21 protein-coding genes are annotated in these 22,515 nt (G+C 71.6%); 19 read left to right on the top strand and 2 right to left on the bottom strand.

Going from position 1 to position 22,515, the window contains the following annotated elements; translation table 11 throughout:
* Nucleotides 1-84: 84 nt before the first annotated feature.
* Entirely contained in the window at nt 85-1,995 is a 1,911-nt protein-coding gene (locus tag K7862_RS11025; RefSeq protein WP_222962297.1) for an AMP-dependent synthetase/ligase, read from the top strand.
* Between the two features lie 193 nt (nt 1,996-2,188).
* Here K7862_RS11025 and K7862_RS11020 read toward each other — a convergent pair whose 3' ends face one another.
* Nucleotides 2,189-2,395: a cold-shock protein gene (locus K7862_RS11020; RefSeq protein WP_222962296.1), complete on the bottom strand. Its 207-nt coding sequence runs from the start codon at nt 2,393-2,395 to the stop codon at nt 2,189-2,191.
* A 251-nt stretch (nt 2,396-2,646) separates the two neighbouring features.
* On the opposite strand from K7862_RS11020, the gene K7862_RS11015 reads away from it, so the two are divergent.
* From K7862_RS11015 to K7862_RS10985, 7 genes are all read left to right on the top strand, one after another.
* A complete protein-coding gene (locus K7862_RS11015; RefSeq protein WP_222962295.1) occupies nt 2,647-3,501 on the top strand; it encodes a menaquinone biosynthetic enzyme MqnA/MqnD family protein in 855 nt (284 codons plus the stop codon).
* A gap of 191 nt (nt 3,502-3,692) precedes the next feature.
* Complete coding sequence (locus K7862_RS11010) at nt 3,693-3,992, top strand: WXG100 family type VII secretion target (RefSeq protein WP_222962294.1); 300 nt, start codon at nt 3,693-3,695, stop codon at nt 3,990-3,992.
* A 182-nt stretch (nt 3,993-4,174) separates the two neighbouring features.
* Nucleotides 4,175-5,398, top strand: a complete 1,224-nt coding sequence (gene mqnC, locus K7862_RS11005) for a cyclic dehypoxanthinyl futalosine synthase (protein ID WP_222962293.1) — start codon at nt 4,175-4,177, stop codon at nt 5,396-5,398.
* Between the two features lie 7 nt (nt 5,399-5,405).
* The gene (locus K7862_RS11000; RefSeq protein WP_222962292.1) at nt 5,406-5,873 is read left to right on the top strand and encodes an imidazolonepropionase-like domain-containing protein; all 468 of its coding nucleotides are present in this window, start codon (nt 5,406-5,408) and stop codon (nt 5,871-5,873) included.
* Between the two features lie 113 nt (nt 5,874-5,986).
* Nucleotides 5,987-6,685: a demethylmenaquinone methyltransferase gene (locus K7862_RS10995; protein WP_222962291.1), complete on the top strand. Its 699-nt coding sequence runs from the start codon at nt 5,987-5,989 to the stop codon at nt 6,683-6,685.
* Nucleotides 6,686-6,966: 281 nt separating this feature from the next.
* Entirely contained in the window at nt 6,967-8,502 is a 1,536-nt protein-coding gene (locus tag K7862_RS10990; RefSeq protein WP_222962290.1) for a hypothetical protein, read from the top strand.
* Nucleotides 8,503-8,683: 181 nt separating this feature from the next.
* Nucleotides 8,684-9,973, top strand: coding sequence for a geranylgeranyl reductase family protein (locus K7862_RS10985; protein ID WP_372461554.1), 1,290 nt, complete (start codon nt 8,684-8,686; stop codon nt 9,971-9,973).
* An 85-nt stretch (nt 9,974-10,058) separates the two neighbouring features.
* Here K7862_RS10985 and K7862_RS10980 read toward each other — a convergent pair whose 3' ends face one another.
* Nucleotides 10,059-10,919, bottom strand: coding sequence for a C40 family peptidase (locus tag K7862_RS10980; RefSeq protein ID WP_222962288.1), 861 nt, complete (start codon nt 10,917-10,919; stop codon nt 10,059-10,061).
* Nucleotides 10,920-11,525: 606 nt separating this feature from the next.
* Here K7862_RS10980 and K7862_RS10975 point away from each other — a divergent pair.
* Genes K7862_RS10975 through nuoK form a run of 11 tightly spaced genes read left to right on the top strand, consistent with a single transcriptional unit; the run spans nt 11,526 to nt 22,509 of the window.
* On the top strand, nt 11,526-11,885 hold the full coding sequence (locus tag K7862_RS10975) for an NADH-quinone oxidoreductase subunit A (RefSeq protein WP_222962287.1): 360 nt from the start codon (nt 11,526-11,528) through the stop codon (nt 11,883-11,885).
* 50 nt (nt 11,886-11,935) lie between these two features.
* Nucleotides 11,936-12,490 (top strand): NuoB/complex I 20 kDa subunit family protein, encoded by a 555-nt coding sequence (locus K7862_RS10970; protein WP_222962286.1) that lies wholly within the window; start codon nt 11,936-11,938, stop codon nt 12,488-12,490.
* Nucleotides 12,487-13,206 (top strand): NADH-quinone oxidoreductase subunit C, encoded by a 720-nt coding sequence (locus K7862_RS10965; RefSeq protein ID WP_222962285.1) that lies wholly within the window; start codon nt 12,487-12,489, stop codon nt 13,204-13,206. Before K7862_RS10970 ends, K7862_RS10965 begins: the two co-directional genes overlap by 4 nt.
* Complete coding sequence (locus K7862_RS10960) at nt 13,206-14,558, top strand: NADH-quinone oxidoreductase subunit D (protein ID WP_222962284.1); 1,353 nt, start codon at nt 13,206-13,208, stop codon at nt 14,556-14,558. Before K7862_RS10965 ends, K7862_RS10960 begins: the two co-directional genes overlap by 1 nt.
* The gene (gene nuoE / locus K7862_RS10955) at nt 14,555-15,409 is read left to right on the top strand and encodes an NADH-quinone oxidoreductase subunit NuoE (RefSeq protein WP_222962283.1); all 855 of its coding nucleotides are present in this window, start codon (nt 14,555-14,557) and stop codon (nt 15,407-15,409) included. Before K7862_RS10960 ends, nuoE begins: the two co-directional genes overlap by 4 nt.
* Complete coding sequence (gene nuoF, locus K7862_RS10950; protein WP_222962282.1) at nt 15,409-16,743, top strand: NADH-quinone oxidoreductase subunit NuoF; 1,335 nt, start codon at nt 15,409-15,411, stop codon at nt 16,741-16,743. Before nuoE ends, nuoF begins: the two co-directional genes overlap by 1 nt.
* Nucleotides 16,740-19,241, top strand: coding sequence for an NADH-quinone oxidoreductase subunit G (locus K7862_RS10945; RefSeq protein ID WP_222962281.1), 2,502 nt, complete (start codon nt 16,740-16,742; stop codon nt 19,239-19,241). Before nuoF ends, K7862_RS10945 begins: the two co-directional genes overlap by 4 nt.
* Entirely contained in the window at nt 19,238-20,635 is a 1,398-nt protein-coding gene (gene nuoH, locus K7862_RS10940) for an NADH-quinone oxidoreductase subunit NuoH (RefSeq protein ID WP_222962280.1), read from the top strand. Before K7862_RS10945 ends, nuoH begins: the two co-directional genes overlap by 4 nt.
* Nucleotides 20,628-21,302 carry an NADH-quinone oxidoreductase subunit NuoI gene (gene nuoI, locus K7862_RS38445; protein ID WP_372461552.1) on the top strand — a complete coding sequence of 225 codons (675 nt, stop codon included), beginning with the start codon at nt 20,628-20,630 and terminating at the stop codon, nt 21,300-21,302. Before nuoH ends, nuoI begins: the two co-directional genes overlap by 8 nt.
* Nucleotides 21,302-22,213 carry an NADH-quinone oxidoreductase subunit J gene (locus K7862_RS10930; protein ID WP_222962358.1) on the top strand — a complete coding sequence of 304 codons (912 nt, stop codon included), beginning with the start codon at nt 21,302-21,304 and terminating at the stop codon, nt 22,211-22,213. The genes nuoI and K7862_RS10930 overlap by 1 nt, the downstream gene beginning before the upstream one ends.
* Nucleotides 22,210-22,509 carry an NADH-quinone oxidoreductase subunit NuoK gene (nuoK, locus tag K7862_RS10925; protein ID WP_069461686.1) on the top strand — a complete coding sequence of 100 codons (300 nt, stop codon included), beginning with the start codon at nt 22,210-22,212 and terminating at the stop codon, nt 22,507-22,509. Before K7862_RS10930 ends, nuoK begins: the two co-directional genes overlap by 4 nt.
* Nucleotides 22,510-22,515 lie beyond the last annotated feature (6 nt).

Here is a 22,515-nt window from a genome sequence, read left to right as displayed (position 1 = left end):
CCGCCCAGCCACCCGTCCAGCCGGCCACGCGGCGATCCGCGTAGCACCCCGTGCAGCAGCAGCCCACCCTCAGGAGCCGCCGATATGACGTCCAGCCAGAAGCTGTCCGCGGTGGGGCCGCCCGCCGCGCCGGGTGATCCGCAGACCGTGCGGGAGGGCGGCCGCGTCGTGCAGGCGGCCGTTCCGCCGCTGGTGCCGGCGCCCCGGCAGGGAAGCCTCGGCGACATCCCCTACAGCAACGCGGCCGAGGCTCCCGGTGAGGTGCTGCTGTCGCGCAAGGAGGCGAACGGGGTCTGGCGGGACGTGACCGCCGCCGAGTTCTGCCAGGAGGTGACCGCGGTCGCCAAGGGCCTCATCGCGGCCGGCCTCAAGGCGGGCGACCGGCTCGCGATCATGGCCAGGACCAGCTACGCCTGGACGCTGCTGGACTTCGCCGGCTGGGCCGCGGGCCTGGTGACCGTGCCGATCTACCCCACCTCCTCCGCCTCCCAGACCGCCTGGATCCTGGCCGACTCCGGCGCCGCCGCCTGCGCGGTGGAGAACGTCGAGCAGTCCCGGCTGGTCAGCGGCCGGCGCGCCGAACTGCCGGGGCTGCGGCACCTGTGGCAGATCGACGCCGGCGCGATCGGCCAGCTCACCGTCGACGGCCGCTCCCTGCCGGACGCGCTGGTCACCTCCCGGCGCCAGTCGATGAGCCCGGACACCGTCGCGACGCTGATCTACACCTCTGGCACCACCGGACGCCCCAAGGGCTGCGTCCTCACGCACGGCAACTTCTTCGCCGAGGTCGACAACGCCACCGAACTGCTGCACCCGGTCTTCAGGTCGGTCAGCACCGAACCGGCGTCCACTCTGCTGTTCCTGCCGCTGTCGCACGTCTTCGGCCGGATGGTCGCGGTCGGCTGCCTGCGGGCCCGGGTCCGGCTCGGGCACGCGCCCAGCATCGCCACCGAGGACCTGCTCGCCGACCTCGCCGGCTTCAGGCCGACCTTCCTGCTGGCCATCCCGTACGTGCTGGAGAAGGTCTACAACACCGGCCGGGCCACCGCCGAGAAGCTCGGCCGGGCATCCTCCTTCGACCGCGCGGCCCGGATCGCCCAGCGCTACGGCGAGGCGACGGTCGCCCGGCAGGTCGGCACCGGTCCCGGCCCGTCGCTGGGCCTGCGGCTCGCGCACGCGCTGTACGATCCGCTGGTCTACCGCCGCATCCGGGCCGCGCTGGGCGGCAAGGTCCGCTACGCGATCTGCGGCGGGTCGCCGCTGGGCAAACGGCTCGCCGCCTTCTACGCCGGCGCCGGGGTGATGGTCTTCGAGGGGTACGGCCTCACCGAGACCACCGCGGCGGCCACCGTGACGCCCCCGCTGCGGCCCCGGCTCGGCACGGTCGGCTGGCCGCTGCCCGGCACCGCAGTGCGCATCGCCGCCGACGGCGAGGTGCTGCTGCGCGGCGGGCAGGTCTTCGCCGGGTACTGGAACGACGAGGGCGCCGGAGTGCCGCAGATCGGCGGCTGGTTCCCAACCGGGGACATCGGCCGGCTGGACGAGGACGGCTATCTGACGATCACCGGCCGCAAGAAGGAGATCCTGATCACCGCGGGCGGCAAGAACGTGGCCCCCGCGCCGCTGGAGGACCGGGTGCGGGCCCACCCGCTGGTCGGCCAGTGCATGGTGGTCGGCGACAACCGGCCCTTCGTGGGCGCGCTGATCACCCTGGAGGCCGACGGGCTGACGCACTGGCAGCGCATGCACCGCAAGGAGGAGCTGCGGCCGTCCGAACTGGTCGCGGACCCGGAGCTGCTGGCCGACCTCCAGAAGGCGGTGGACGAGGCGAACTCGACGGTGTCGCAGCCCGAGTCCATCCGCCAGTTCTCGGTGCTGCCGGTGGACTTCACCGAGGAGGCCGGGCACCTGACGCCGTCGCTGAAGCTGAAGCGGGCCGCGATCGCGCGGGACTTCGCGCCGCAGATCGAGGAGCTGTACCGGCGCCGCAGGTAGGCGCGGAGGGCGGCCGGCGCTGGTCGGGCCGGCCCGGGCGCCGAGGGACCATCAGGACACTCGGCGGCCCACCACGGCACACCACGCCACACCGCGGCACACAAAGGCAGGGGCCCCGCACAGGTGCGGGGCCCCTTGGTAGTGCTTACAGGTTCTGGGCGCGATGTGCGCCCAGCTTCCAGACCGGTGAGAACTAGTTGGCGGGGGTGACGTTCTCCGCCTGCGGGCCCTTCGGGCCCTGCGTGACGTCGAACGTCACGGGCTGGTTCTCCTCGAGCGAACGGAAGCCGGACGCGTTGATCGCGGAGTAGTGGACGAAGACATCCGGGCCGCCGCCGTCCTGGGCGATGAAGCCGAAGCCCTTTTCAGCGTTGAACCACTTGACGGTTCCGGTAGCCATAAAGCCCTCCTTGGGCCCAAAGGGTTGCCCTGCTCCAGAACCTGCAAGAGAGATCTGAAAACTACAAAAGCCCGCGGGTTACATGCTCCGCAGGCTTTGTACTGCAAGGAAACCAAACTGCAACTTGCGGCGAGCCTAGCATGTGGGGTGTCGCCAGGGAAGGGTCGCAAGATCCATGTTCCCCGGGCCGTGCGGCACGCCCGGAGCCCCCCGCCGCAGGGGCTCCGGGAACCAGGAGTAGCGTCCGCCATATGGACACATCGGCGCATGACGACGGCAGCGGTCCGGTCCGGCCCCGGGTCGGCCACATCCAGTTCCTGAACTGCGTGCCCCTGTACTGGGGGCTGGCCAGAACCGGTGCCCTGCTCGACCTGGAGCTGACGAAGGACACCCCGGAGAAGCTCAGCAGCCAGCTGGTCGAGGGCGCTCTCGACATAGGGCCCGTCACCCTCATGGAGTACCTCAAGCACGCCGACCAGCTCATCGCCCTGCCCGACATCGCGGTCGGCTGCGACGGCCCGGTGATGTCCTGCGTGATCGTCTCCCAGCTCCCGCTGGAGCGGCTGGACGGCGAGCGGGTCGCTCTCGGCTCCACCAGCCGCACGTCCGTCCGCCTGGCCGAGCTGCTGCTCAGCGAGCGCTACGGCGTCCGCCCCGACTACTACCGCTGCCCGCCCGACCTGGCCCTGATGATGCAGGAGGCGCAGGCGGCGGTGCTCATCGGTGACGCCGCGCTGCGCGCCTCGCTGCACGACGCGCCGCGCCTGGGCCTGGAGGTGCACGACCTGGGCCTGATGTGGAAGGAGTGGACCGGGCTGCCGTTCGTCTTCGCGATCTGGGCCGCCCGGCGCGACTACTTCGCCGACCACCCGGAGGCCGTGCGCGAGGTGCACCGCGCCTTCCTCGCCTCCCGCGACCTGTCGCTGGAGGAGGTCACCAAGGTCGCCGAACAGGCCGCCCGCTGGGAGGCGTTCGACGAGACGCTGCTGCGGCGCTACTTCACCACGCTCGACTTCTCGCTCGGCCCGGAGCAGCTGACGGGCATCGCCGAGTTCGCCAAGCGCGTCGGCTTCCCCCCGGAGGCCCGGGTCGAACTCCTCCCGTAGGCAGCGGCCGGGGCGCGCGGGACGGCCCCCGCGGAAGGCCGCGAACTCGCCCCGGTGAAGCTCGCCTTGGCCTTGCGGTGCCGGGAACCGGGGGCTGCACCCGTCACGTCCTCCCCTGTAAGTTGATGCCCGAATCAGGGAGCCACGGGGGTAGGCCCTGCGGCACGCGTTCGATGAGGAGTCAAGCCGCTATGGCTAATGTGAACGTCACTTACCAGGACATGCGCGACGCGGCCACCAAGCTGCGCAGCGGCCAGCACGAGATCACCGAGAAGCTGCACACGCTGCAGAAGTACGTGCAGGACCTGGTCAACGGCGGCTACGTGACGGACCGCTCCTCGAAGCAGTTCGAGTCGTCCTACAACGAGTTCAACACCGGTGCCACCAAGACCATCGAGGGTCTGGACGGCCTGGGCAAGTACCTGGAGTCCGCGGCCGACGCGTTCCAGCAGGCGGACGAGCAGCTCGCCAAGGGCCTCGGCGGCCACTGAGCCCCAGCCGTCCCGCACCCGGCGGGTACGGACCGGGCGCCGCGGCGGATGCTCCTTCCGCCGCGGCGCCCGTGTGTCCGGGGCCGTGGACGCCCGGCGCCCGACCGGTCCCTTCACGGGCGCCGCGGACCGCTGGCGTACGCTGGCCTGGTCCGATCCACCCCTGAGAAGGGACCGCCCCGGTGACTCCTCCCAACTCCCCGGCCGCCCCGGCGAGCGACATCGCAGCCGTCCTCGACCGCGCCGCCGCAGGCGGCAGGATCACCGCGGAGGAGGCGCTCGACCTGTACCGCGACGCCCCGCTGCACGCGCTCGGCGCCGCCGCCGACGCGTCCCGGCGCCGCCGCTACGCGGGGACCGAACACATCGCGACGTACATCATCGAGCGCAACATCAACTACACGAACGTCTGCGTGACGGCGTGCAAGTTCTGCGCGTTCTACGCGGCGCCCAAGGACACCGCGAAGGGCTGGACCCGCGGGCTCGACGACATCCTGCGGCGCTGCGCCGAGACCGTCGAACTCGGCGGCACCCAGATCATGTTCCAGGGCGGCCACCACCCCGACTACGGCGTGGAGTACTACGAGGAGCACTTCTCCGCGATCAAGCGGGAGTTCCCCCAGCTCGTGATCCACTCCCTCGGCGCCTCCGAGATCGAGCACATGGCCAAGATCTCCGGGGTCAGCGCCGAGGAGGCGATCCGCCGGATCCACGCGGCCGGCCTCGACTCCTTCGCGGGCGCCGGCGCCGAGCTGCTGCCCGAGCGGCCGCGCAAGGCCATCGCCCCGCTCAAGGAGTCCGGCGAGCGCTGGCTGGAGATCATGGAGACGGCGCACCGGCTCGGTGTGGAGTCCACGTCCACGATGCTGATGGGCACCGGCGAGACCAACGCCGAGCGCATCGAGCACCTGCGGATGATCCGCGACGTGCAGGACCGCACCGGCGGCTTCCGGGCGTTCATCCCGTACACCTACCAGCCGGAGAACAACCACCTGAAGGGCCAGACGCAGGCGACGCTCTTCGAGTACCTGCGGATGATCGCGATCGCGCGGCTGTTCCTCGACAACGTCGCCCACATCCAGGGGTCCTGGCTGACCACCGGCAAGGAGGTGGGCCAGCTCTCGCTGCACTACGGCGCGGACGACCTCGGCTCGGTCATGCTGGAGGAGAACGTCGTCTCCTCGGCCGGCGCCAAGCACCGCTCCAACCGGATGGAGCTCATCCATCTCATCCGGGCCGCTGGCCGCGTCCCCGCGCAGCGCGCCACCACCTACGAGCACCTGGTGGTGCACGACGACCCGGCGAACGACCCGGTCGACGACCACGTGGTCTCGCACCTGTCCTCGACCGCGATCGAGGGCGGCACGGCGCACCCCGAGCTGAAGCTGCTCGCCGGCGATCGCTGAGGCCCCCGTGCTGAGCCTGCACGCCGCGGACGCGGTCGAGCCCGGCGGCGGTCGGCCGCCGGTCACCGGCGGCGCCGTGCTGGTGGACGGCGACCGGATCGCGGCCGTCGGCCCGCTGGAGGAACTGGCCGCGGCGCACCCCGCGGCCCGGGTGCGCGCCTGGACCGGCACCGTGCGGGCCGGGCGGGCCGAGGCCGCGCCGCAGGTGCTCGCGGCGGTGCCCGCCGGTGACTCCCGCGAGCGGGGCGAGGCCGTGCGCCGCGCGGTGCACGGCCTGCTGACCCGCGGCGTGACGGCCGTGACCGGGGAGATCGCCGACCCGGTGGTCCGTGCGGCCGTCGCCCGTAGCGGGCTGCGCCGCGAGGCCGCCTCAGGGCTGGCCGCCGGTGCCCGCGCCGACCTGGCCGTCTTCGCGCCCGACGGCTCGTGCGTCGCCACGATCCTGGCCGGCCGCCTCGTCCACCGCAGGGCGTGACCGGCCGCGACGAGACCGGCGCCGGGCCCGGATCGGCGCGCCCGCACCGGCGCGCGTCGGCGCGCGCCCGGGGTGCGCGCGGCGGCGGCGCACGGCATGCATAGGCTAGGGACGTGACGCGAGCCTCTCTGGACAAGAAACCGCGGGACGTCGCCGCGATGTTCGACGACGTCGCGGCCAAGTACGACCTGACGAACGACGTGCTGTCGCTCGGCCAGACGCGTCTGTGGCGCCGGGCCGTCGCGCAGGCGCTGGACGTGCGGCCGGGGGAGCGGGTCCTGGACCTGGGCGCCGGAACGGCCACGTCCTCGCTGCCGTTCGTCGCCGCGGGCGCGACCGTCGTGCCGTGCGACTTCTCCCTCGGGATGCTGCGCGAGGGGAAGAAGCGCCACCCCGAACTGCCGCTCACCGCCGGGGACGCGACCCGGCTGCCGTTCGCCGACGGCGTGTTCGACGCCGCCACCATCTCCTTCGCACTGCGCAACGTGCACGACACGGAAGCCGCGCTGCGCGAGATGCTGCGCGTGGTGAAGCCCGGCGGGCGCCTGGTGATCTGCGAGTTCAGCCACCCGACGTACGGGCCGTTCCGCACCGTCTACACCGAGTACCTGATGCGGGCGCTGCCGCCGGTCGCCAAGTCGGTCAGCAGCAACCCCGACGCGTACGTGTACCTCGCCGAGTCGATCCGGGCCTGGCCCGACCAGCGCGCGCTGGCCGGACTGCTGAAGGGCGCCGGCTGGGGACAGGTCGCCTGGCGGAACCTGACCGGCGGCATCGTGGCGCTGCACCGCGGGCGGAAAGCGGCCGCGTAGCGCGGGGAAGCGGTCATTCCGGCAGCGGAACGCGGAACTGCCCCTCTACGCTGCGGTGTCTGAGGGGAGGAAGCGTCCCCGTTTCGTCCCCGGAGTGGCCCATGTCGTACTGCCCGGCGTGCGGAGACGTCGCCCCCTCCGAGGCGGACACCCGCGCGGACACCCGCTCCTGCGCGCGCTGCGGCACGGAGTTGACGGCGCCGCCTCCCGCCCACGCACCCGCGCCGCCCACCCACGCACCTACGCCCCTGCCCCCGTCCCCGCCGCCCGGGACGCCGGTCGTGGCCGGACCGGCGGGGACCTCGCCCGCCGCGTTGTTCCTGCGCCGGACCCTCACCGGCCGCTGGGACGTGGCCGCCCGGGCCGCCGTGGTGCCCGCGCTGTGGTTCGTCGCGCTCGCCGTGGTGATCTCCGTCTGGTCCGGCGCGTCGGTGCACCACTCCGGCGTGGACTTCCTCACCCGGACCCGGGTGGCGCTGGCCCTGCTGCTCACCGGCATCGGCGGGAGACTCGACCTCACCACCCGCTTCGAGAACTTCCCCGACAGCGGCTCCGCGTTCGGCGACTCCTACGGCTCCTCGGGGCTCTCGGACTCCAGCTTCACCACCCTCCATTCCACGTTCTCGGTGACCGCCCTCGCGATGTCCCTGCTGTGGGTGGGCTCGCTGTTCGTAGCGCTGCGCAGGATGCGCACGCGCGCCACCGGAGCGGGAGCCGGCGCGGGCGCGGGTGCCGAGGGCGCGAACCCTCCGGCGGAGGCGGCCCGTTGGGGTGCCGCCGAGGCCGCCGTGCGGGTCGCGCTGCTGGCCGCGGCCACCGCACTCGTCCTCGGTCTGGCCGCCCGACCGCACGTGCGCGAGGAGCACCTGACCACCCGGCCGGCCCTGCTCACGCTGTGGGCGTTCCTGATCAGCCTGGCCACCGCCCTGCTCACACTCTGCGCGCCGGACGTCCGCCGGTGGCTGGCGGAGCGGCCGGGCCTCGCGGCCACGACCCGTGCCCTGGTCACGGCGTTGCTCGCGCTGCTGGTCACCGTCGCCCTCGCGGGGGCGGTGGTCTTCGTGGTGGTCGGGGCCGATGTCTCCGACACCAGCGGCTGGGGCGTCGCCTTCGCCGCGCTGTTCGTGCTCAACCTCGGTGTCTCCGGTCTGGGTCTGGGCTGGGGCGCACCGTTCCGGATGGACGCGAACAACGGTTCGGGGAGCTCCTCCCACTTCTCGTACGGCCTGTCGGACCTCGGGCACGTCTGGCACGGCTGGGCCACCGCCGGCGCGGTCGCCGGCGGCCTGGTGTGCGCGCTGGTGCTCGGGGTGCTGGCGGTCCGCCGGTCCGCGGACCGGCTCGAACAGTTCCTCGTCGCGGGCCTGTTCACCGCGCTGTTCACGGCGCTGACCGCGTTCGGCGGGCTGTCGACCGACGGCGCCGGCACGCTCGTCGCGGTCGGCGCCGGCAGCGGGCACATCACGTACGCGACGAGCGTGCCGGAGGCCCTGATGTTCGCGCTGCTGTGGTCGTGCGGCGGTGTCCTGGTCGGGCCGTACGTGGCGCGGGCGCTGCGCGGCTTTCTGCCGGCGCCGGTGCCCGGCGCGCACGCCCCCGGGGGGACGGCGGCCGGAACCGGCGCGGATCCGGGCGGCGTCGCGCACCTTCTCCGGCCGCCGCGGCAGCCGGCGGTGCCCGCCCCGCCCATGCCCGGGCGGCCGCCGCTGCCGCCCCAGGGCGGGCCAGTCGAGCCGACCGTGCACGACCTCGGCATCGTCCAGCCGCCCCGGCTCAATGAGCCGCCCGGGCCGGGGAAGCCGCCCGGCCACCGCTGACGGCACACGGGACCCTCCCCGGCCGTCCGCTGCCGCCGCTCCGCGCCCCTCCCGGCGGGGACCCGGGCGTCCGGAATGGCGCCGCCCAGGAGAGCCGCCGACGCGCGGCCGCGGGTCGCCTCATACACTCGACCGCATCGTGCAGCAGCAACACCCCCTCGCCGAAACGGGAGAGCCCACCGTGACCGACACCGCCGCCCTGTCCGAGCGCAGCGCCGATGTGATCGTCGTCGGCGCCGGGCCCGCGGGTTCGACGACCGCGTACTACCTGGCGAAGGCGGGACTGGACGTCCTGCTCCTGGAGAAGACCGCCTTCCCGCGGGAGAAGGTCTGCGGCGACGGCCTCACGCCGCGCGCCACCAAGCAGCTCGTGTCGATGGGCATCGACATCTCCGAGGAGGCGGGCTGGCTGCGCAACAAGGGCCTGCGCATCATCAGCGGCGGCATGCGCCTGCAGATGGACTGGCCGGACCTGGCCGCGTACCCGAACTACGGACTGGTGCGCAAGCGCGAGGACTTCGACGAGCTGCTGGCCCAGCAGGCGGTGAAGGCCGGCGCCCGGCTGTACGAGCGCTGCAACGTCGGCGCGCCCGTCCTGGAGGAGCGCACGGGCCGGATCACCGGCGTGCAGGCCAAGCTGGGCGAGGAGAAGACCCCGGTCACCTTCCACGCGCCGCTGGTCGTCGCCGCGGACGGCAACTCCACCCGGCTGTCGCTCGCGATGGGCCTGCACCGGCGTGAGGACCGGCCGATGGGCGTGGCGGTCCGTACGTACTTCACGTCACCGCGGCACGAGGACGACTACCTGGAGTCGTGGCTGGAGCTGTGGGACCGCCGCGGCGCTCAGCCGCGCCAACTCCCGGGCTACGGCTGGATCTTCGGCCTGGGCGACGGCACCTCGAACGTGGGCCTGGGCATCCTCAACTCCTCGTCGGCGTTCCGCGAGCTGGACTGGCGCGAGGTCCTCAAGGCGTGGGTCGCCTCGATGCCGGAGGACTGGGGCTACACCCCGGAGAACATGACGCAGCCGATCCGCGGCGCCGCGCTCCCGATGGCCTTCAACCGCCAGCCGCACTACACCCGCGGCCTGCTGCTGGTCGGCGACGCCGGCGGCCTCGTCAACCCGTTCAACGGCGAGGGCATCGCCTATGCGATGGAATCCGGTCAGCTCGCCGCGGACGTCATCACGCAGGCGCACGCCCGCGCGACCGCCGGGCAGCGCGAACTTGCCCTGCAGAACTACCCGCGCATCCTCAAGGACACCTACGGCGGCTACTACACGCTGGGCCGCGCGTTCGTGAAGCTCATCGGCAACCCGAAGGTGCTGCAGATGTGCACCCAGCGCGGTCTGACCCACCCGATGCTGATGAAGTTCGCCCTGAAGCTGCTGGCGAACCTGACCGACCCGACCGGCGGCGACGCGATGGACCGCGTCATCAACGGACTGACGAAGATCACTCCGAGCGCCTGACGACGCGGCCGCCCGGTGCGCCCGGGCGGGATCGTGGAGGCCGCCGCACGCCACTCCCCAGGGAGAGCGGCGGCCACCTGTCAGGTCACAGGACCCGGACCGCCCAGTCGGGCATGTAGTCGGCCAGCTGGTGGATGCCCACCGGCGTCGACGGGTTCGCCGCGTCGAGGTACTGGCCGTTCCCGATGAAGACGCCCACGTGGTAGGCGCTGCCCTCGCCGCCCCAGAAGATGAGGTCGCCGGGCTGGAGGGCGGATATCGACACCGGGGTGCCGACGGTGGACTGCTCCTGCGAGGTGCGCGGCAGGGTCACGCCGACGCTGCCGAAGGCGGCCTGGGTGAGCCCGGAGCAGTCGTAGGAGCCCGGACCGGTCGCGCCGTACACGTACGGCTTGCCGATCTGGGACTTCAGGAACGCGATGAGCTGGCCGGCCTTGCCGGACGAGGCCGGCGCGGCGGTGGTGACCGAGCTCGTGGTGGTCGCGGCGAGCGTCGTGACGCTCAGCGGCGCGCGCTGCTCGGAGCGTGAGGCGGCGGCCTGGGCGGCGGCCCGCTCCTTCGCGGCCTGCGCCGCGGCCTTCTTCTTCGCGGCAGCGGCGTCGGCGGCCTTCTTCTCGGCGGCCGCCTTCTTGGCGTCGGTCGCGGCCTGCTGCTTGGCGGCGGCGAGCGAGACGTCGATGGCGTCCTGCTGCAGCGCGGCGGCGGCCTGGCGGGCGGTGGCGACGGTGGACAGCGTTGTCGTCGCCGCCGCGGGAACGACCGCCTGCGGTGCGTGGGCGCCGACCGGCGCCGAGTGGTGCGTGTTGTCGGCCATGGCCGGAGCGGCCGCGCCGCCGAGAGCGAGCGCGCTGACGACACCGCCGACGAGTCCGGCCCTGCGCGTCCACTTGGCGTCGCGGGGCGCCGCATGCCGTCGGCGGCCTGTATGGGTATGCGAATCGGACATCGTCGTCCGTGGTGTGTTCGGGGACATGCGTCTCTGGCTATCAGGAACGAATGGTTCCGTTCAACAAAGGTGGGATGCGCCACAGTTGACGTGCTCACGGCTCAATTGCCCGATTCGGGATCTTCGTTGCGCGTTGCTTTGGTCCGTTTTCAGCCCTCCGGTTACGTATGCGCTCGTGCACGCTTTCACGCGCGTGATTCCCGTCGGTTTCCGGTCGTTCGGTGGTCCGCCGAGGGTCGGACGTGGCGCTATCACGGGGTCCGGTCCAGAGCGAATTTGCCTCGAACGATGATCACTTGATAATGCGCGGAGTAGGCTGACCAGCAGGAACGGCCTCGATTGTGACGCGAAGTGATCGTTTGGGCCGCATCTGCCACATGATCACCGCTCATCCGACTTCATGATCGTTCGCCAGGTGGTGGAGATCACAAAGCTCGTCTCTACCCCCGTGTCGCAGATCACAGACCGGGAGGCATAGGATGCAGGCGACTTGGGCTTGTGAACTGCCTCACATAGACGCGATCTTCGTGTTTTCGTGACGCAGCACAGACCGGAAGTCACGGTCCGTGCATATCAGTCACTGTCGACTGGAAGGAGCGGGGGACGGTGAACGCCTACGCGCCCATCCTCGTGCTGGGAGGCCTCGCGGCCGGGTTCGCGATCTTCTCCGTGGTGACGGCTTCGATCGTCGGGCCCAAGCGGTACAACCGGGCCAAGTTGGAAGCGTACGAGTGCGGCATCGAGCCCACTCCGACGCCGGCCGGCGGCGGCCGGTTCCCGATCAAGTACTACCTGACGGCGATGCTCTTCATCGTCTTCGACATCGAGATCGTCTTTCTCTATCCCTGGGCCGTCACCTTCGACCGGCTGGGGATGTTCGGGCTCGTCGAGATGCTCCTGTTCGTCCTCACCGTCTTCGTCGCCTACGCGTACGTGTGGCGCCGCGGCGGCCTGGAGTGGGACTAGCGGACGGCTGACGAGGAGATCAGGAGACCGAGGAGACCAGGAGCCAACCCATGGGTATCGAAGAGAAACTGCCGAGCGGATTCCTGCTCACGACGGTCGAGACCGCGGCGGGGTGGGTCCGAAAGGCGTCGGTCTTCCCGGCCACGTTCGGTCTCGCCTGCTGCGCCATCGAGATGATGACGACCGGCGCGGGGCGGTACGACATGGCCCGGTTCGGCATGGAGGTCTTCCGCGGCTCGCCGCGGCAGGCCGACCTGATGATCGTCGCGGGCCGGGTGAGCCAGAAGATGGCGCCGGTGCTGCGGCAGGTCTACGACCAGATGCCGAACCCCAAGTGGGTCATCTCGATGGGCGTCTGCGCCTCCAGCGGCGGGATGTTCAACAACTACGCCATCGTGCAGGGCGTCGACCACATCGTGCCGGTCGACATCTATCTGCCCGGCTGCCCGCCGCGGCCCGAGATGCTGCTGGACGCGATCCTCAAGCTGCACGAGAAGATCCAGCACGCCCCCCTCGGCGTCAACCGCGAAGCGGCCGCCCGCGAGGCGGAGGAAGCGGCCCGCAAGGCGCTCCCCACGATCGAGATGAAGGGGCTGCTGCGATGAGCGACGCACCCGGGACCCCGAACGGCAACCACCTGCCGACGCAGCGCGACGACACCGGCGAGGTCGTCGGCGTCCGCCACGGCATGTTCGGTGCCAACAACGGCGGCGACACCTCCGGGTACGGCGGCCTGGTCCGCACCGTACGGCTGCCCGGCCCGTCCAGCCGGCCCTACGGCGGCGTCTTCGACGAGATCGCCGACGAGCTCGAGGGCGCGCTCGAGGAGCAGGGACTGGTCGCGGGCAACGCGATCGAGAAGGTCGTCGTCGACCGCGGCGAGATCACCTTCCACATCGCCCGCGAGCACCTGCTCCAGGTCGCCAGGACCCTGCGCGACGACCCGGCGCTGCGCTTCGAGCTGTGCACCGGCGTCAGCGGGGTGCACTACCCGTCCGACAAGGGCCGGGAGCTGCACGCCGTCTACCACCTGCGCTCGGTGACCCACGGCCGGCTGATCAGGCTGGAGACGAGCGCCCCCGACGCCGACCCGCACGTGCCGTCCCTGGTCTCGGTGTACCCGACGAACGACTGGCACGAGCGCGAGACGTACGACTTCTTCGGCATCGTCTTCGACGGCCACCCGGCGCTGACGCGGATCATGATGCCGGACGACTGGCCCGGCCACCCGCAGCGCAAGGACTACCCGCTCGGCGGGATCCCCGTCGAGTACAAGGGCGCCCAGATTCCGGCTCCCGACCAGCGGAGGTCGTACAGCTGATGTCCACCCACAGCACACCCGGCACCCCCCACGCCCCCGCGCAGGCGGCCGAGCGGGAGACCACCGAGGGCCGGGTCTTCACCGTCACCGGCGGCGACTGGGACGAACTCGCCGAGACCGTCGGCAAGGCGGACGACGAGCGGATCATCGTCAACATGGGTCCGCAGCACCCGTCCACCCACGGCGTGCTGCGGCTGATCCTGGAGATCGACGGCGAGACGGTCACCGAGGCCCGCGCGGGCATCGGCTACCTGCACACCGGCATCGAGAAGAACATGGAGTTCCGCACGTGGACCCAGGGGTCCACGTTCGTGACGCGCATGGACTACCTCACGCCGCTGTTCAACGAGACCGCGTACTGCCTGGCCGTGGAGCGGCTGCTCGGCATCACCGACACGGTGCCGGACCGGGCGAGCGTCATCCGCGTGATGCTCATGGAGCTCAACCGGATCTCCTCGCACCTGGTCTGCATCGCCACCGGCGGCATGGAGCTCGGCGCCACCACGATCATGATCTACGGCTTCCGCGACCGGGAGATGATCCTCGACATCTTCGAGCTCGTCACCGGCCTGCGGATGAACCACGCGTACGTCCGCCCCGGCGGCCTCGCCCAGGACCTGCCGCCCGGCGCGGTCGACCAGGTCCGGGAGTTCATCAAGAAGTTCCGCAAGAACCTGCCGGAGTACGACAAGCTCGCCACCGGCAACCCCATCTTCAAGGGCCGCATGCAGGACGTCGGCTACCTGGACCTGTCCGGCTGCATGGCGCTCGGCGCCACCGGCCCGATCCTGCGGGCCACCGGGCTGCCGCACGACCTGCGCAAGACCGACCCGTACTGCGGCTACGAGACCTACGAGTTCGAGGTGCCGACCGCCGACACCTGCGACTCCTACGGTCGCTTCCTGGTCCGGCTGCACGAGATGGAACAGAGCCTGCGGATCGTCGAGCAGTGCCTGGACCGGCTGGAGCCCGGCCCGGTCATGGTCGAGGACAAGAAGATCGCCTGGCCCGCCCAGCTCGCCCTCGGCCCCGACGGCATGGGCAACTCGCTCGACCACATCAAGAAGATCATGGGCACCTCCATGGAGGCCCTGATCCACCACTTCAAGCTCGTCACCGAAGGCTTCCGGGTCCCGCCCGGCCAGGCGTACGCCGCGGTGGAGTCCGCGAAGGGCGAGCTGGGCGTGCACGTCGTCAGCGACGGCAGCACCCGCCCCTACCGGGTCCACTTCCGCGACCCCTCCTTCAGCAATCTGCAGTCCATGGCGGCGATGTGCGAGGGCGGCCAGGTCGCCGACGTCATCGTCGCGGTGGCGTCCATCGACCCCGTGATGGGAGGTGTCGACCGATGAGTGCCGAAGTGTCCCTGGGAATCCCGGAGATGCCCGCACCGGACTACCCGGCCGACGTCCGGGCCCGGTTGGAGACCGACGCCCGCGAGGTGATCGCCCGCTACCCCGGATCGCGCAGCGCCCTGCTGCCGCTGCTGCACCTGGTGCAGTCCGAGGAGGGGTACGTCACCCGGACCGGCATCCGCTTCTGCGCAGAGATGCTGGACCTCACCACCGCCGAGGTCACCGCGGTCGCCACCTTCTACACCATGTACCGCCGCAAGCCGAGCGGCGACTACCAGGTCGGGGTGTGCACCAACACGCTGTGCGCGGTGATGGGCGGGGACGCCATCTTCGACGAGCTCAAGCAGCACCTCGGGGTCGGCAACGACGAGACCACCGCCGACGGCAAGGTCACGCTGGAGCACATCGAGTGCAACGCGGCCTGCGACTACGCGCCCGTGGTGATGGTCAACTGGGAGTTCTTCGACAACCAGACCCCGGAGTCCGCGAAGGCGCTGGTCGACGACCTGATCGCCGGCCGCGAGGTGCGCCCGACCCGCGGCGCCCCGCTCTGCGGCTACAAGGAGACCGCCCGGATCCTGGCCGGCTTCCCCGACGAGCGCGAGGGCGCCGTCGAGGCGAGCGGCGGCGCCGGACCGGCCTCGCTGGCCGGCCTGAAACTGCACCGCGGCGAAGCCGCCGGGGCCCGCGTCGTCCCGCAGCGCGCGGAGTCGCCGGCCGGCGAGGGCGCCGGCTACGGCCCGGTCTCGCCCGCCGAGCACGCGAGTTCGCACGACGCCCCGCAGCAGTCCGCGGTCTCCGACCCGGACAACCCGGCGGGACCGGTCACCGAGGAGGACGGCGAGTGATGACCGTGGAACCGGCCGAGAAGCTGCTCGCGCCCGTCCTTTCCGCGTTCTGGGACGACCCGCGTTCATGGACGCTGGACACCTACCGCAGGCACGAGGGCTACCAGGCGCTGACCAAGGCCCTGGCCATGGCGCCCGACGACGTGATCGCCTACGTCAAGGACTCCGGGCTGCGCGGCCGCGGCGGCGCCGGCTTCCCGACCGGCATGAAGTGGCAGTTCATCCCGCAGGGCGACGGCAAACCGCACTACCTGGTGGTCAACGCGGACGAGTCGGAGCCGGGGACCTGCAAGGACATCCCGCTGCTCTTCGCCAACCCGCACTCCCTCATCGAGGGCATCGTGATCGCGTGCTGGGCCATCCGCTCGCACCATGCCTTCATCTACCTCCGCGGTGAGACCGTGCCCGTCCTGCGCCGCCTGCACGAGGCGGTGCGCGAGGCGTACGCGGCCGGCTACCTCGGCAAGAACATCAAGGGCAGCGGCTTCGACCTGGAGCTCACCGTGCACGCCGGGGCCGGCGCGTACATCTGCGGTGAGGAGACCGCGCTGCTGGACTCCCTGGAGGGCCGGCGCGGCCAGCCGAGGCTCCGGCCGCCCTTCCCCGCCGTCGAGGGGCTCTACGCCTGCCCCACTGTGGTGAACAACGTCGAGTCCATCGCGTCGGTTCCCGCCATCATCAACCGGGGCAAGGAGTGGTTCCGGTCGATGGGCAGCGAGAAGTCCCCGGGCTTCACGCTCTACTCGCTGTCCGGGCACGTGGCCCGGCCCGGCCAGTACGAGGGCCCGCTCGGCATCACCCTGCGCCAGCTCCTGGAGATGGGCGGCGGCATGCGCCCCGGCCACCGGCTGAAGTTCTGGACGCCGGGTGGCTCGTCGACCCCGATGTTCACCGACGAGCACCTCGACGTGCCGCTGGACTACGAGGGCGTCGGCGCCGCCGGGTCGATGCTCGGCACCAAGGCCCTGCAGTGCTTCGACGAGACCACCTGCGTGGTGCGGGCGGTCACCCGGTGGACCGAGTTCTACGCCCACGAGTCCTGCGGCAAGTGCACACCGTGCCGTGAGGGGACCTACTGGCTCGTGCAGTTGCTGCGGGACATCGAGGCCGGCAAGGGCCGGCCCGAGGACCTCGACAAGCTCAACGACATCGCCGACAACATCAACGGCAAGTCCTTCTGCGCGCTGGGCGACGGCGCCGCCGCCCCGATCTTCTCCTCCCTGAAGTACTTCCGCGCGGAGTACGAGGAGCACATCGCAGGCAAGGGCTGCCCGTTCGACCCGGCCCGCTCCACCGCCTGGGCCGACAAGTCCCGTACGGAGGTCAACGCGTGACCGTCACTACCAACGCACCCGCCGGGGGCGGGCAGGCGGTGCCGCCCGACGACCTGATCTCCGTCACGATCGACGGCATCGCGGTCTCCGTCCCCAAGGGCACCCTGGTCATCAGGGCCGCGGAGCTGCTCGGGATCGAGATCCCGCGGTTCTGCGACCACCCCCTGCTCGACCCGGCCGGTGCCTGCCGCCAGTGCATCGTGGAGATCGAGGGCCAGCGCAAGCCCGTCGCCTCCTGCACCATCACCTGCACCGACGGCATGGTGATCAGCACCCAGCTCACCTCGCCGGTGGCCGAGAAGGCGCAGCGCGGCGTGATGGAGCTGCTGCTGATCAACCACCCGCTGGACTGCCCGGTCTGCGACAAGGGCGGCGAGTGCCCGCTGCAGAACCAGGCGATGCAGGTCGGCGACCCGGACACCCGCTTCGAGGGCCGCAAGCGGACCTACCAGAAGCCGGTGCCGATCTCCGCCCAGGTGCTGCTGGACCGCGAGCGCTGCGTGCTGTGCGCGCGCTGCACCCGGTTCAGCAACCAGATCGCCGGCGACCCCATGATCGAACTGCTGGAGCGCGGCGCCCTGCAGCAGGTCGGGATCGGCGAGGGCGACCCCTTCGAATCGTACTTCTCCGGCAACACCATCCAGATCTGCCCGGTCGGCGCGCTCACCTCCGCCGCCTACCGGTTCCGCTCCCGCCCGTTCGACCTGGTCTCGTCGCCCTCGGTGTGCGAGCACTGCGCGATCGGCTGCGCGACCCGCACCGACCACCGGCGCGGCAAGGTCATGCGGCGGCTGGCCGCCGACGACCCCGAGGTGAACGAGGAGTGGCTGTGCGACAAGGGCCGGTTCGGCTTCCGCTACGCGCAGCGCCCCGAGCGCCTCGGCCAGCCGCTGGTCCGCGACCCCGACGGTGAACTGGTCCCGGCGAGCTGGCCCGAGGCGCTCGCCGCGGCCGCGGCCGGCCTGAGCGCCGCGCACGGCCGGGCGGCCGTGCTGGCCGGCGGCCGGGTCACCGTCGAGGACGCCTACGCCTACGGCAAGTTCGCCCGCGTGGCGCTCGGCACCAACGACGTCGACTTCCGGGCCCGGGCCCACTCCGCGGAGGAGGCCGACTTCCTGGCGGCCGCCGTCGCGGGACGCGGCGTGGACCTGCCGGGCGGCGGCGGACTCAGCCACCGGGCGCTGGAGCAGGCCCCGGCGGTGCTGCTCGCCGGCCTGGAGGCCGAAGAAGAGGCGCCCATCGTCTTCCTGCGGCTGCGCAAGGCCCACCGCGCGCACAAGCAGCAGTCCTACGCGTTGGCGACCCACGCCAGCCGCGGCCTGGAGAAGGCCGGCGGCATCCTGCTTCCCGCCGCCCCCGGCACCGAGCCGGAGTGGCTGGACGCGCTGGCCGGCGGTGTCGGCCTGGACGACGTAGGGCGGCAGGCCGCCGAGGCGCTGCGGGCGCAGGGCTCGGTCATCCTCGTCGGGGAGCGGCTCGCCGCGGTGCCCGGCGCGCTGACCGCCGTCATCCGGCTGGCCACCGCCAGCGGCGCCACCCTGGCGTGGATCCCGCGCCGGGCGGGCGAGCGCGGCGCGGTCGAGGCGGGCGCGCTGCCCGGTCTGCTGCCCGGCGGCCGTCCGGTCATCGACCCGCGGGCCCGCGAGGAGGTCGCCCGGGTGTGGGGCCTGCCCGCGCTGCCCACCCGCTTCGGCCGCGACACCGGCCAGATCCTCCAGGCCGCCGCGGCCGGGGAGCTGGCCGCGCTGGTCGTCGGCGGTGTCGAGGTCGCGGACCTGCCGGACCCGGCGCTGGCCCGCACCGCCCTGGACACGGTGGGCTTCCTGGTCAGCCTGGAACTGCGGCCCAGCGAGGTGACCGAGCGGGCCGACGTGGTGCTGCCGGTCGCGGCGGTCGCCGAGAAGGCCGGCACCTTCCTCAACTGGGAGGGCCGGGCGCGGATGTTCGAGGCCGCGATCAAGCCCGACCAGGCCACCACCCGGCACCAGCTCCCCGACGCGCGCGTGCTGACGATGCTCGCCGACGCGCTGGACGTGGCGCTCGGCCTGCCGGACGTACGGCACGCGCGGAGCGAACTCGACCGCCTCGGCGCCTGGTCGGGCGCGCGCGGCAGTGCGCCGCTGGAGTCCTCGGTGCCGCTGCCGCGGCCCGACCAGGGCCAGGCGGTGCTCGCCGGTCACCGGCTGATGCTGGACCGGGGCCTGCTGCAGGAGGGCGACGACGCGCTCGCCGCCACCCGGCACGCGGCCGTCGCCCGGCTGTCGGCGACCGCGGCCGCCGAGGCCGGCGTCGCGGACGGCGGGCTGCTCACCGTGACCGGCCCGGCCGGCAGCACCACGCTGCCGCTGGCGGTCACGCCGATGCCGGACCGGGTGGTCTGGCTGCCGCTGAACTCCGCCGGCGGCGGGGTCGCGTCGGACACCGGGGCCCTCCCGGGCCAGGTCGTCGGCATCGGCGCCCCTGCCGCCGCCGAGGAAAGCGCGGAGGTTACCCGATGAGCGCCCTGTTCACCGGCGGCAGCCAGCTCGCCGCCACCACGGAGAACCTCTCGTTCTTCGGCCACGACGTGTGGTGGCTGATCGTCATCAAGGCGGTCTTCTGCTTCGCGTTCGCGGTGGTCTCCGTGCTGTTCTCCATCGTGTGGGAGCGCAAGGTCGTGGCCTGGATGCAGCTGCGCATCGGCCCCAACCGGCACGGCCCCTGGGGCATGCTGCAGTCGCTCGCCGACGGCGTGAAGCTGATGTTCAAGGAAGACCTGATCGTCAAGCGGGCGGACAAGGTCGTCTTCATCATCGCGCCGATCGTCGCCACCATCCCGGCCGCGATGGCCTTCGCGGTGATCCCGTTCGGCCCGGCCGACGACGAGATCTCGATCTTCGGCCAGCGCACCGCGATGCAGCTCACCGACCTGCCGATCGGGATCCTCTACATCCTGGCCACCGCGTCGGTCGGCATCTACGGCATCGTGCTGGCCGGCTGGTCGTCCGGCTCGACGTACCCGCTGCTCGGCGGTCTGCGCGCGTCGGCCCAGATGATCTCCTACGAGATCGCGATGGGCCTGTCGTTCGCCGCGGTCTTCCTCTACTCCGGCTCGATGTCGACCTCGACGATCGTGGCCTCGCAGCACGACCGCTGGTACGTGATCCTGCTGCCGGTGTCGTTCCTGGTGTACATCGCCACGATGGTCGGCGAGACCAACCGCGCTCCGTTCGACATGCCGGAGTCCGAGGGCGACCTGGTCGGCGGCTTCAACACCGAGTACAGCTCGATCAAGTTCGCCCTGTTCATGCTCGCCGAGTACATGAACATGGTGACGGTCTCCGCGGTCGCCACGATCATGTTCCTCGGCGGCTGGCGGGCGCCCTGGCCGATCTCCACCTTCTGGGAGGGCGCCAACCACGGCTGGTGGCCGCTGCTCTGGTTCGTCGTCAAGAACCAGCTGCTGATGTTCGGCTTCATCTGGCTGCGCGGCGCGCTGCCCCGGGTCCGCTACGACCAGCTGATGAAGCTCGGCTGGAAGGTGCTCATCCCGGTCTCGATGGTCTGGCTGATGCTGGTGGCCGCGGTCCGCGCGATGCGCAACGAGAACTACGACTTCACCAAGATCGTGCTCTACATCGGCGGCGGGGTGCTGGCACTGCTGCTGCTCTCGCTGCTCGTGGACGTGTTCCGGGACCGCGAGGGGAAGCGCGCGGCCGAGGGCGGCGCGCTGGCGCCCCCGGACCGGTTCGACCCGATGGCGGGCGGCTACCCGGTGCCGCCCATGCCGGGACAGCAGGCGGAGAGGGTGCCGCGGCGCCCCAGCCGGTCGCAGGCCCAACTGGTGGGCGCGAACGGCGCATCCGATTCCGATGCCGCGGAGACGGAGAAGACGGAGGACGGCGATGCCTGAGTTCCTCGGCCCGGTCGCAGGCTTCGGCGTGACCTTCAAGGCCATGTTCAAGAAGCGTCTGACCGAGCAGTACCCGGAGTACAAGAAGCCCACCGCACCGCGGTTCCACGGTCGCCACCAGCTCAACCGGCACCCGGACGGACTGGAGAAGTGCGTCGGCTGCGAACTGTGCGCCTGGGCCTGCCCGGCCGACGCGATCTACGTGGAGGGCGCGGACAACACCGACGAGGAGCGCTACTCCCCGGGTGAGCGCTACGGCCGCGTCTACCAGATCAACTACGCCCGCTGCATCCTGTGCGGGCTGTGCATCGAGGCCTGCCCGACGCGGGCGCTGACGATGACCAACGAGTACGAACTCGCCGACTCCTCACGGGAGTCGCTGATCTTCACCAAGGAGCAGCTCCTCGCGGGCCTGGAGGAGGGCATGGTGGACTCACCGCACTCCATCTTCCCGGGCATGGACGAGGGCGACTACTACCGCGGTGAGGTCACCGAGGCGGCGCCGGGCACGGTCCGCCAGGTGGCGGTCTCCAAGGGCGAGAAGCCGGACGAGAACGTCGAGGGCGCCACGGAGAACGCCGGCGGCGCCGAGGGCGGCGGCGACGGCAAGCACGTGCCGACGGTCGACGGGGCCGGCACGCCGGCCGGAACGGGGGCCGAGGCATGATGACCGCCCTGTCCACCCTGGCGTCGTCGCCGGCCGTGCAGCTCGCCGCCACGACGTCACGGACCTCCACCGGCGAGGCCGTCCAGTTCTGGGTGCTCGCCACCATCGCGGTGCTCGGCGCACTGGGCACCGTGCTGATGAAGAAGTCCGTGCACAGCGCGCTGTCGCTGGCCGGGACGATGATCGTGCTCGCCGTCTTCTACCTGGCGCAGGGCGCGTACTTCCTGGGCATCGTGCAGATCGTCGTCTACACCGGCGCGATCATGATGCTCTTCCTCTTCGTCGTCATGCTGGTCGGCATCACCGCGGCGGACTCCCTCAAGGAGACGCTCAAGGGCCAGCGCTGGATGGCCGCGGGCTGCGGTATCGGGTTCGGCATCCTGCTGATCGCCGGCATCGGCAACGCCTCGCTGGACACCTTCGCGGGCGCCGGTCAGGCCAACTCCGGCGGCAACGTGCAGGGGCTGGCCCGGCTGGTGTTCACCAACTACGTGTGGGCGTTCGAGATCACCGGCGCCCTGCTGATCACGGCGGCCGTCGGCGCCATGGTGCTCACGCACCGCGAGCGCACGGAGGAGCGCCGCACCCAGCGCGAGCTGTCCGAGGCGCGCGTCAGGGACGGTCTGCAGGTCACGCCGCTGCCCCCGCCGGGCACCTACGCGCGGCACAACGCGGTGGACATCCCCGCGCTGCTGCCCGACGGTTCGACCTCCGACCTGTCCGTCAGTTCCACGCTGCGCGACCGCGGTCAGATCCGTGACGTGTCCACCGACGCGATGCGGCGGCTGGCCGCCCTGGACCAGAGCGCGGCGGAGTGGCTCGGGCGCAAGGGCCTGAAGGCCGAGGACGTCACCGGCGCCGGGGAGATCGCGACGTCCGCGTCCGACCGGGCCGAGGAGGGTGCCAAGTGAATCCGGCCAACTACCTGTATCTCGCGGCGCTGTTGTTCACCATCGGCGCCGCAGGCGTCCTGATCCGCCGCAACGCGATCGTGGTCTTCATGTGCGTGGAACTGATGCTGAACGCCTGCAACCTGGCGTTCGTCACCTTCTCCCGGATGCACGGCAACCTCGACGGGCAGGTGATCGCCTTCTTCACCATGGTGGTCGCCGCCGCCGAGGTGGTGGTCGGACTCGCGATCATCGTGTCGATCTTCCGTTCGCGCCACTCGGCCTCGGTCGACGACGCCAATCTCATGAAGCTGTAGAGGGGC

Origin of the sequence: Actinacidiphila acidipaludis (genome assembly GCF_019890725.1) — a bacterium.
Taxonomy (GTDB): domain Bacteria; phylum Actinomycetota; class Actinomycetes; order Streptomycetales; family Streptomycetaceae; genus Actinacidiphila; species Actinacidiphila acidipaludis.
The sequence above is the reverse complement of the archived record's forward strand: the minus strand, read 5'-3'. Positions and strand labels throughout refer to the sequence as shown.